Source organism: Paenibacillus sp. AR247, from assembly GCF_002968895.1.
GTDB classification, from domain to species: Bacteria; Bacillota; Bacilli; order Paenibacillales; family Paenibacillaceae; genus Paenibacillus_AQ; species Paenibacillus_AQ favisporus.
On record NZ_PCZT01000009.1, the window covers coordinates 3,410 to 14,411 of the forward strand.

At 49.9% G+C, this 11,002-nt stretch carries 9 protein-coding genes and 1 pseudogene; 8 read left to right on the forward strand and 2 right to left on the reverse strand.

Annotated features, from left to right (window positions below):
• Positions 1-265: 265 nt before the first annotated feature.
• Positions 266-2,668: a YcdB/YcdC domain-containing protein gene (locus CPT76_RS07765; RefSeq protein WP_105442502.1), complete on the forward strand. Its 2,403-nt coding sequence runs from the start codon at positions 266-268 to the stop codon at positions 2,666-2,668.
• A 96-nt stretch (positions 2,669-2,764) separates the two neighbouring features.
• On the opposite strand, the gene CPT76_RS07770 is transcribed toward CPT76_RS07765, so the two are convergent.
• Complete coding sequence (locus CPT76_RS07770; RefSeq protein WP_105442503.1) at positions 2,765-3,334, reverse strand: LOG family protein; 570 nt, start codon at positions 3,332-3,334, stop codon at positions 2,765-2,767.
• A gap of 234 nt (positions 3,335-3,568) precedes the next feature.
• On the opposite strand from CPT76_RS07770, the gene CPT76_RS07775 reads away from it, so the two are divergent.
• The 3 genes and pseudogenes from CPT76_RS07775 (at position 3,569) to CPT76_RS07785 (ending at position 5,794) form a co-directional block, all read left to right on the forward strand.
• On the forward strand, positions 3,569-3,949 hold the full coding sequence (locus CPT76_RS07775) for a potassium channel family protein (protein ID WP_105442504.1): 381 nt from the start codon (positions 3,569-3,571) through the stop codon (positions 3,947-3,949).
• Positions 3,950-4,096: 147 nt separating this feature from the next.
• Positions 4,097-5,001, forward strand: a pseudogene (locus tag CPT76_RS07780) (FAD-dependent oxidoreductase).
• Between the two features lie 250 nt (positions 5,002-5,251).
• Positions 5,252-5,794 (forward strand): HXXEE domain-containing protein, encoded by a 543-nt coding sequence (locus tag CPT76_RS07785; protein WP_105442505.1) that lies wholly within the window; start codon positions 5,252-5,254, stop codon positions 5,792-5,794.
• 130 nt (positions 5,795-5,924) lie between these two features.
• On the opposite strand, the gene CPT76_RS07790 is transcribed toward CPT76_RS07785, so the two are convergent.
• Positions 5,925-6,923 carry a hypothetical protein gene (locus CPT76_RS07790; RefSeq protein WP_258168185.1) on the reverse strand — a complete coding sequence of 333 codons (999 nt, stop codon included), beginning with the start codon at positions 6,921-6,923 and terminating at the stop codon, positions 5,925-5,927.
• Positions 6,924-7,295: 372 nt separating this feature from the next.
• Here CPT76_RS07790 and CPT76_RS07795 point away from each other — a divergent pair, with 372 nt between their 5' ends.
• The 4 genes from CPT76_RS07795 to CPT76_RS07810 all read left to right on the forward strand — a co-directional run.
• Entirely contained in the window at positions 7,296-7,769 is a 474-nt protein-coding gene (locus CPT76_RS07795; RefSeq protein ID WP_105442506.1) for a sigma-70 family RNA polymerase sigma factor, read from the forward strand.
• Between the two features lie 101 nt (positions 7,770-7,870).
• Complete coding sequence (locus CPT76_RS07800; protein ID WP_181152731.1) at positions 7,871-8,302, forward strand: NUDIX domain-containing protein; 432 nt, start codon at positions 7,871-7,873, stop codon at positions 8,300-8,302.
• A gap of 187 nt (positions 8,303-8,489) precedes the next feature.
• A complete protein-coding gene (locus CPT76_RS07805; RefSeq protein ID WP_105442508.1) occupies positions 8,490-9,119 on the forward strand; it encodes a C40 family peptidase in 630 nt (209 codons plus the stop codon).
• 256 nt (positions 9,120-9,375) lie between these two features.
• A partial coding sequence (locus CPT76_RS07810; protein ID WP_258168186.1) for a sensor histidine kinase occupies positions 9,376-11,002 on the forward strand: 1,627 nt, incomplete at its 3' end.

Consider the following 11,002-nt stretch of genomic DNA (forward strand, 5'->3'; position numbering starts at 1 on the left):
TGCGGCTTCCCGGAATCGATCGTCTTCATTCTTTTCATCTGTAGATTCCTCCATCGTTATCATGTTCGCCCGGAAACGGGTGCTAACTTCACGGCAAATCAAAGCTTCCGGCGTTCAACTGATTATAGCATAAACGGACTTTCTGCTTAGCACAAGATGCTGCGGCACAAAAATTTTCCTGAAAAATCCAAATTGGAGGCCAATTCTCTAACGTCCCATGTTATAATCAAAATGGTTTATATTGGTATAACAGGGAGGAAGAAGGATGGACGAACAACAACATGCCGCGGGCATGCCAAAAAATCAGGCAAAGGAGAGGAGCTTAAGAAACACATCTGTAGCCAAAAAGGTGCTTGCAGGCACACTTGGACTCAGTCTGCTGCAGGTGCCCTTGTTGGCATCAGCGGATACAGCCAGCGGGACTTCCGTTGTGAAGGATTCCGTAGTATCAGCGTCCCAGGACAGCGGCTCCACAGCCTCGAAGGGACTCAATCCGGCCGACGCCAAAATTACGAAAGCCCAAGCGGAATCGCGTATTAGGTCTTTGTTTCCTGAATTGAAGGATGCAAAGCTGAACGGAGTAACCTATGGTGAGCAGAACGTGTACCCATCCAACACGAAGAAGGTATGGGAGCAGAATTGGACGATTCAACAGGGGAACCACTCGATGGGCTTCAGTACCGAAGTGGATGCGATTACAGGAGATATTCTCAGTTATAGTTATCCATATATGTACCCGTTAGACGATTCCAACACAGCCTATTACCCGCCGGCGGTTTCCGAGCAGGAAGCTCAGAAAATCGCCGAGGCGTTTATACCCAAAGCGGCTCCTTCCATTAAAGCAGGTACGATGAAACCGTCAAACCAGTATCTCTATTCTTCCAGCAAGGCTTTGTTCGGACCGGTTCAGTATTCATTTTCTTACACGGTTGACGTCAATGGGATTCCTGCCGACAACGAGTATGTGAGCCTGGACGTGGATGGCAACGGAAATATCGTCCGCTTTAACCGTAATACTTACCAGGGAAATTATCCGGCGGCGAAAGCAGCCATCAGCAAGGACGATGCTGAGAAGAGACTTGAGCAGGGCTTGTCCGTAACGCTAGCGTACATACCGTCTACCTCGCTGTACGATACGTCTGCCAACCGGGAATGGAAGATCGGCTATGTTCCAGACCGGACATTGGAGCCGATGGATGCCAATTCCGGAAAGCGGATCGATACCATTTTTGGTAAGGATTTGGAAGGCCCAAGCCAAGCGGTTAGCTATACCGCTTTAAAGGCTTCCGGTAAAGTATTCACCCCGAACAAAGGCGGACAACTGACTTCGGACGAAGTGCTGCAGCGGCTTCAAGGCATTGCCCCGGGCCCGGATTACCAGATCCAATCAAATCTCAGCAATTATTGGGGCGGCACCGGTAAGCAAGTTTGGAGCTTGAACTGGAACAAAAGAACTGCCGGAATAAACCGCGATGACAGCAAGTACGCGTACGTGGACGCCGACACAGGGCAGCTGCTGAGCTACCATGAGTTTCAGTATCCGGATGCCGAACCGGCTAAAGCTACCGCTCCGTCCGTGACAGAAGCCCAGGCACAAGCGAAAGCCATTGAGCTGGTGCTGGCCCATTATCCGAATGCTGCCGAAGTTTTGAAGCTGTCAGATGCCAAAACATTGAATCCGGCATCGAAGACGGTTTACCAATTTGTGTTCCAGCGTTTCTACAAGGACTTGCCTGTTAACGGAATGACGGTGAGCGTCTCCATCGACGGCAGCGGCAAGTTGGTAAGCTACAATGCGGATACCTACCTGTCGGATAAAGATATCAAAGCGTTGGACAATCTGACAGCAAAAGTTGAAGCGAAAGACGCACAGCAGCGCCTGCTGGACGATCTCAGCGTGGAGCTGCGGTACATCAGCAGCGGCGGCTACACAGTGGATAACACGTACGTGGAGCCGGCTGTTCGATTGGCGTATGTTCCAACGCTGAACGGAGACCGGAACGTAGGATATATCGATGGGGTTACAGGGAAAACCGAAGCATCAAGTCTGCTGCCCGTTTCGAACAAGGACAAGAGCGCTGCGCTTCCGAGCGATGCGGCAAACCACGCGGCAAGCAAGGATTTGGCGACGCTGCTCGAATACCGCGTGTTGTCGCCTGGTGAAGATGGCTTGCTCCATCCCGATGCGGAGCTGACTTTGGGGGACTGGATCCAAATGATGGCAAAAGGGGTTTACCCGGATCAAAACTATTATGGGGGCCAGTATCAACCAGTCTTCACCGACGTTCCAGCCGACAGTCCGATCGCGGGAGCGGTACAGCTATTCACGGATAAAGGCTGGCTGAAAGACTTGAAATCCTCGGAGCTGCATCCGGAGCAGAAGCTGACCCGTGAAGCGGTGGCCACCAGCCTGACCACGGCTCTGCATTACAACCGCCTGTCCAAGTTCTTCCAGCAGGATGCACAGGCGTTGTCCCTCTCCGACGCGAATACGATCCAGGACAAAGGCGCTGTTGCGCTTATGTTGAAGCTCGGACTGATGGACGCCGCGGGGGGCAAATTCGACCCGGCGAAGCCGGTCACCAAGGCTGAAGCGGCGACCATTATGGTCCGCTTGGCACATCTCCAAAGCAAAGTGGATACCCCGCTTAACCAAAGACGATACTAGTCATTTTACGTGATCGAGCCTGGGGTTGCCATTACCCGGGGTGCCACTTGAACAACAGCCGCAGTCTCCGGACTGCGGCTGTCTGTATGTTAAGGCTTATTCAACGTAACTTTTAACGGCAGGGGCTTCATATTTACTCATCATGTCCAGCAATACAGACACATTTGGCTCAATGATGGCCATGGATTGGTACTGCGGCTGCATGAACTGTTCCCGTACCATATGCTCAAACAAGGAGATCATCGGATCGTAATAACGATTTACGTTCAGCATGCCAATGGGCTTGCGGTGAATGCCGATCTGGGCCCACGTGAACGCCTCGAAAAACTCCTCCATCGTGCCCGGTCCACCCGGAAGCACGAGGAATGCGTCGGCGAGCTCCGCCATTTTAAACTTCCGGTCATGCATCGTGCCGACCACATGAAGCTCGGTCAACCCTTGATGCGAAATTTCCCGGTCTACCAGCACCTGTGGAATGACGCCGATGGTCTGCCCGCCTTCAGCAATGACCGTATCGGCCAATACACCCATGATCCCTACGCTGGATCCCCCATAAACCAGGGTTAACCCGCGGCGTACCATTTCTTTGCCCAGCTCAACTGCCGCTTCCCGATACGCCGGCGACGCACCGTAACTTGATCCGCAATACACAGCTAAATGTTTCATAACATAACTCCCTTCCTACGAGCCTTCTCTGTTTAGGTCTTTTTCATTATAAATGATTTTCCGGATCCATGGTCGTGAAAATCTCCTGCGTTAGGTTAAGCCAAAGTAAAAAACGCTACCCTAAAGTTCGTGCTCAAGTCACGGTTTATTGGATGGAAAAGGGGGAATATTAAGGGAGAATCACCACCCGAACGCGGACTCATTTACCAATATCTATGACAAGGCGGAACGACCATGATATCCTTTGTCTTGACCTTGAAACGGCTGCTGACCGGACTGTTTCATGCGTTTAAACTGAAAAATTTCCAGGTTTTCTTTGTCTTAATTGTTCTGCTGCTGGTTTCTGGCACGATTTTTTATACTACGGAAGAAAACTTAAGCGTCATAGACGCACTGTATTTCTGTATCACGACGCTGAGTACGGTAGGTCATCCGGACTTCATGCCCAAGACGGGACTCGGCAAAATTTTTACGATGATTTATATCATTGTGGGCACCGGCGTCTTTATGGGGCTGCTCAGTTATGTCGCTTACGGGGTCGTTCAAAGCAATCAAAAGGACGGCGATATTGATACGGAACGTGACCGTTTTAAGAAGAAGGCTAAGCATAAATAATATGAAGCAGGTGAAAATCTCCGCGGGATTCCGCGGTTTTTTTGTACGATTAACGTCACGAATGAGGAAGTCCGGGTACGAAGCACTATGTTATAATTTACGGGAAGGTTGAACATGCAGTCATCTTGGAAGCAGGAGTGAAGCGTCTTGAAAACAGTCGTCATTATCGGCGGGGGGATTACGGGGTTGTCGGCCGCGTATTTTTTGCGCCGGACCTTAAATCAATACAGCGGGCAGACGGAGCCGGCGAACATCATTCTCGTTGAAGCGGAACAGACGCTGGGCGGAAAAATGCGGACCGTATACGACGGCGGTTTTACGATGGAATCCGGCGCCGATTCGATCGTGACCCGGAAAACGAATGTGGCTCCGCTGATTCAGGAACTGAACCTGGCGGATCAGGTCGTCTATAATGCGACGGGAATTTCCTACATCTATACGGACGGCAGGCTGAAGCAGATACCGAAGGATGCCGTCTTTGGGATTCCGACCAGCATCGATATGCGGCGCAGCAGCTGCTCGCAGATCCGGTATTGGACCAGGATTTCAACCAGCTGAAGAACAGCTCCATGATCAGCGTTTACGTCGGTTTCGATCTTCCGGATGCCGAGCTGCCTGCAGACGGCACGGGCTTTATTACGGCCGATGGCAGCGACATTACGTGCAATGCCTGCACATGGACAAGCCGGAAATGGGAGCATACCTCCCGTGAACGTAAGCTGCTCGTAAGACTCTTTTACAAAAGCAGCAATCCACGCTACGATGAGCTGGTTCAGTTAAGCGAGGGAGAGCTGCTGAACGTTGCGCTGGAAGATATCCGCAAGAGCCTGGGGATTACCGGCGAGCCGGTCACCCACGAGGTCACGAAGTGGCATAATGTGATGCCGAATTATCATATCAAGCACCACAGCATCGTCAAGGAGCTTGAGCAGAAAATGGCCGAGCGGTTCCCGAACATCTATCTGGCAGGATGTTCCTATTATGGCGTCGGCATTCCGGATTGTATCGCTAACGGCGAGCAAACGGCATATAAAATCGCTGCACAACTGTAGGCTTAAAAACGATCAAAAAGCGAATACAAGCGAATAGTGCGAGTATGCGCGAACAGCCGCCCGAAAGGGCGGCTGTTTTAACGATAGACATGCATCCCATTCCATTTTCCCTGCCAAAGTGAATAGAATTGAGCTTTAGCATTGCCCTTCACATCGGAGGCTTGGAAAACGATACGATGCTTGAGCATTTTCCCGCCTAGCCCGATAATATATTTAGCGAGACTTTGGCAGAAACGGGGGAGAAGCTTGCATGTTAGAAGCTATCGACGAAGCAGTGAGCATCAATTCGCTCATATGGTTGTTTCTTGCTGCATTTATGATTCACGATTTTGAAGAAATCATTACGGTGGAAGGCTGGATGAGGCGAAATTATGATCAGGTCAGCCGGATCGTCCCTGACCGCGCGGGCCGGATCCTCAAAGATTTCTCTAATATCACCGGTTCCCAGTTTGCCGTAGCCGTATTTTTCGAGTTTATCTTATTCATCCCTTTTACATATTTGGCCGCCGAGCATCGTTGGATGCTTCTGTTTACAGGCTTTAATACGATTATGCTTATCCACGTATTTACGCATGTGGGGCAGAGTATATACCTTCGGAGATATACACCTGGTGTGGTGACCGCGGTACTGGTTACACTTCCGTATTCAATGTACTTATTTTACCGCCTGCTGGATGCAGGCTTGGTATATGGCTCAGACCTCGCCTGGAGCATCCCCGTTGGTGCTGCTACCGTGCTGCCTGTCGTGTGGATCGGTCATCAGTGTGCGCGGCGGATTTCGCCGAACAGTTAAGGGGGATGGACGACTCCGTTAGGATATTTTGACCTGAGCATGTTCCGTTCTGGCTCATCCGTTCTCTGGCAGCAAAAAAGGAGCCCTAAGGCTCCTGCCGGAGATCAGTTTCGAATGCCGTTCACCGGTGTCATCTGAAGGAAATAAAACTTTCCTTTTTATTAATCTTTCCGGTAATGGTGGCTGCGCCTTTCTTTGTAAAGATGTATTCGTTCTTCTTGATTTGCACCGAGTACCCTTTCATTTGAATCCCGAACACAGCCTTGGCTTTAGGCTTGATCGCGGATAGGGCCTGGTTTTTGCTGAGAACGGGCTTGGCAAAGGATTTGGCGAAGTCCTGGTCGTTCGTCCAATCCTGGCCGAGTAAATTTTGGATCTCCCAGACCTTACCGGTTTTTGCCCCGATGACGACGTGATTGTTATCATCATCGTCCCGGAAGTTCCAGACAAACTTCTTGTCCCCGGTTTTTTCGCGCAGCACATATTCGAACGGTTTGGTGAGGCTGATGCCCAGCGTCTTCAGGGACTGATTCGCTTTATTGGCAAGCTGTGCTTTGACGGAGGCTAATGAATAAGTCATGCTTGCCGATATTTGGTTCCCTTGATCCAGATCGATGTACAGGCTCTGGTTGTTCCCCCAGAGAACCCAATAATTTCGGGGAGCATTATCCTGGTAAGGGGAGTATACACGCCAGATAGCTTCTGTTTTGAACTTGTGATCCGTGTCATAGGTTTTCAAGAAGGCAGCCGTTTTATTGGCCAGGGCTGCACCGATAACCGCATTGGTATTCGAAGATTTATAGATGATGCTTGTTGATTCCACCCGTTTCTTTGCCGGATTATACTGCTGGTTAAACTCGGCATCAATTTGACCGCTGAGTTTTCCGTAAATAAACAGGGGCTGGCCGTCTGCATCCTTATCCACGCTCGTAAATTCGATCTTGGTGCTGCTTGAGAGTTTGTTCAGAACTTTTGTCAATTGAGCTTCAACTGCAGGATCCAAGCTTACGGAAGATGCTTCGATTTGCGCTTCAGCAGGCATGGATTGGGGTGCCGCATAGATCGGGGCAGCAGACAGCAGCAGCGAAAGTGCGGCGGCCGATAAGGTGATAGAACTCCATTTTTTCATTTGTTGTTTTCCCTCCTGTGTCTTGTATCCAAATGGTTTTGGTATTCATGCACTAGACGTCGTTAAATATGAAAATGTTTCAAGATATGGATTTTTTTATATAGATTTATTGAATTTATAGCTTAAATCAAGGGGAGAAGCTGCTTCGCATAAAAGGAAAGTTCGCTTTCCGATTCTAAATCGCGTAGGAGCGCAAGCTGCAGAAAACGTCTCGGCTGGTCCTTTGTATTTTGTCAAATCCAAATCACGCTTTATGCGGCCGGTCCATCTTAATAATGGTGACTTGAAAAAGGAGAGAAAACAACTTGCTGGATATGGTAGTGGAAAGTCAAAAAAGCTCAAGAGGGCGATCTCGATACTTTTGTCAAGCTTATACGCCAACTGGAATCACGGCTATACGGTTTGGCCAAGTCTATTGTGAAGCGTGATGAGGATTGTGCGGATGCAATCCAGGAAACGCTGCTTAAGGCATATAAGTCGTTAAATACGTTGAAGAAGCCCGAATTTTTCAACACTTGGATCATCCGGATTTTGATCAACGAATGCAATCAAGTGCTGCGGCTCCGAAAACGAACCATCGTGATGGGTGAGCTTCCCGAAACGAACTATCCTCTCGCTGCTCATGGCGCAGATCGTCAAACGAGCGACCTGCAGGAGGCAGTTGACCGGTTAAACGATACGCTAAGACTGGTTGTGCATTTGTTTTATTATCAGGACCTATCGGTCAAGCAAATCGCGGAAATCCTTGATATTTCGGAAGGCGCCGTCAGGGCAAGGCTGCATCGGGCAAGGGGCGTGCTTGCGGATTGGATGAAATCAATGAGAATGCACTTTGCAGGGACTTGAAAAACGATAATAATCACTCAGAAACGGTTAGAATAGATCTTTATACAGAAGCATCGTATGGATAAAATAAATGATCCATGCCAGGAAAGGAACATGTTGATATGCATGCAACATCCGTCGGAGTCATCATCACGAACCGTACCGTATTCCTCGCCTGCCATTCCACGGGCAATACGTTTTACGATCTGCCAAAAGGTATGCCAGAGGAGGGAGAGACACCGGAGCAGACCGCATGCCGGGAAGTCCGGGAAGAAAGCGGACTTAACATTCTACCGGATCAAATCAAGGATTTAGGCGTGTTCCCGTATACCCGAGCCAAAAACCTTCATCTATTTTTATGGGAAACGGAATTTCTCCCTCCGATAGAGGAAATGGCCTGTACCTCTATGTTTATTGACCGATACAGCGGTCAGGCGAAGCCGGAGGTAGACGGTTATGAATACATCGGTTTCGATCAAGCCGATAACATGATGACCGCGAATATGGCACGCGTAATCCGTGATGCGGAGCGGCGTATCCGGGAAATGACCTGAGTTTAATCCAGACAACGAAGCCGCCTCTAGCAGGCGGCTTTTTTGCTGCGTGTTCACGTCCTCTGCGCAGCTTTCTGGAGTAATGGTAACACCCGGTTCTATCAAGTTATTGACAATTGTCAGGCTGGGTTTACTATAAACATGGAAGGAAAAAATTAGGTATTTCGTATACCGGCAGGGGGTCTGGATGAAATTGTTAACGGTTACTTATCAAGAAATTGAACCTAAGCTGCAAACGGGGGATATTTTGCTGGCACACGGCGTCGCCAAAGGCAGTCAGCGGATCGAAGAGCTGGAGCATTGTCCATGGTCGCACGTGGCGATGGTGGTTCGGGCGCCGGACGGTGAAGCGCTGCTGTGGGAATCCACGTCACTGGATAATCTGGAGGATACTTGGCTGCATGTCAAGAAATCCGGTCCCCAGCTCGTTAAGCTTCGTGACCGCCTGTCTACGGACGTCGGGAACCATTATGACTCGATTTTCGCGATCCGGCAGCTTCATGCTGATCGTACACCGGAGATGCAGGCTATGCTCGATCGCTTCATTGAAGAAGTGCATGGTGCATTTTTTCCCGACAAGAAAAGAATGTATTGGGAAATTATAGAGGGAAAGTTCGGGATAACTTCTTCTTTCCGCGACTTCTTTTGCAGCAAATTGTTAGCTGAAACGTATATCCAGCTCAAACTGCTGTCCTCCACCAAAGCGCCTAACAGTTACGAACCTAGAGATTTCACATCGAAGCATCGTTTGTCATTGCTTGGAGACGCCAGACTCGGCGACGAAATTTACTTGGACGCTTCTTCGTTTCGTGCATGAGTTGGCGTCGCCGCATCAGGGCTGCCGTATTTGCTGTGCTGGTCTTCACTGCAGCCTGGAATCCGGCGGTAATCTCCGCTTCGTCTTCGCTGACTGTGAAGAACGGCGAAATGCAGCTCTCCGGATGGGACTTTAGAAGCGACGGATCCATCGAACTGAACGGGACTTGGGAATTTTACTGGAAGCAGCTCCTCTGGCCGGATGATTTGCAGAGCACAACGTCACCGGAGGTCAGCGGATATGTGGAAGTCGGAATATGTATTCTTCTTACGCATTGTGGGTGAATGACGAACTGGAGGCTTCATCCGGACAACCCGGAACGACGCCCGAAAACACATCTCCAAAGTATGGTGCCTCCATCGTCGTACCGGTTAAACCCAGCCCGGAAGGGAGCTTGACACTGCTGATCCAGGTGTCCAATTTCACTTATCCCAAGGGAGGAATCAACAATTCTCTCGAGCTGGGAGATGCCAAGCAGCTTCAAAAGGAGAGGTCAGGAGAGCTGGTTCAGGACAGCCTGGTCATCGGGGCGCTGCTTGTCATGGGAGTCTACCATCTGTTCTTGTATGGATTCAGGCGAAAAGATGTTACCCCGCTGTATTTCGGGTTGTTCTGCATGTGCATCGCCTTTCGAACAATGCTGGTCGGTTCGAGATACATTCTGGAGATCCTTCCCGGTTTTTCGTGGGAATGGTTCGCCAAAGCCTCCTATTTAACGGTTTACGTGGGCGAGTTTTTCTTGATCTCATTTATTTATTATTTGTTTCCTCAATATTTGTCGCGTTCCGTTCGACGCGTTACCCAAATGTTCACCCTCATCTTGACTTTGCTTGTGCTTACGACGGATATACGGATTTACGATTATTCGCTGCTGCCCTTTGAGATTTATTCGATTGGCCTCGTGCTGTACGCCATTTATGCTTCTTACCGGATCGCCCGTCAGCGCCAGGAAGGGTCTCTGCTGCTCATCCTCGGGTTTAGTTTGATCTTCGTGACCGCACTGAATGATACGCTGAACCGGAAAGGCATTCTGGATACCCCGGCACTGCTGCAATTTGGCGTACTTAGCTTTGTTTTTATGCAATCCCTGCTTATATCCAAAAAATTTTCCCGTGCTTTTTCCCAGGTCGAGAGCTTATCAGAGCGCTTGTTGACGCTGGATAAGCTGAAAGATGAATTTCTGGCCAAAACATCCCATGAACTCCGGACACCGCTGCATGGCATTATCGGACTGGCGGATTCGCTGATCGACGGAAGCTCCGGCAAGCTCCCTCTGCCCGTGATCGAGCTGCTGCGGCTCATGAAAATCAGCGGGCAAAGGCTGGCCCATCTGGTGAACGACATCCTGGATTTCTCCAAGCTCAAACACCAGGAGATTACTTTGCACAAAGTGACGGTGGATTTGCGCCTTGCCGTCGACCTGACCCTTCAAGTCCTTAAGCCTCTGGCAGTAAACAAGGGACTCCATATGGAAAATAAGCTGCCGGATGATCTATATGTAATAGCGGACGAGAACAGGCTCCAGCAAATATTGCATAACTTGATCGGCAATGCCATTGCGTATACGGAATCCGGAACCGTCACGATCACGGGACGCAAGTCGCACGGTCAAGCCAAAATTCAGATCAAGGATTCGGGAATCGGCATTGCTGAGTCGGACTTGTCCCGCATTTTCGAATCGTTTGAGCAGGTCCATCCCATGAACGGTCCTCAGCAGGGCGGAACCGGAATTGGGCTATCTATTACGAAGAAGCTGATTGAACTGCATGAAGGCGAGATTGAAGTGGTGTCCAAATTGGGCGAGGGCTCAACGTTCAGCTTTACGCTTCCGCTGGCGATGCCGCAAACGCCGCGGATACAGCCGAGGACGGCGCTCCCATCAC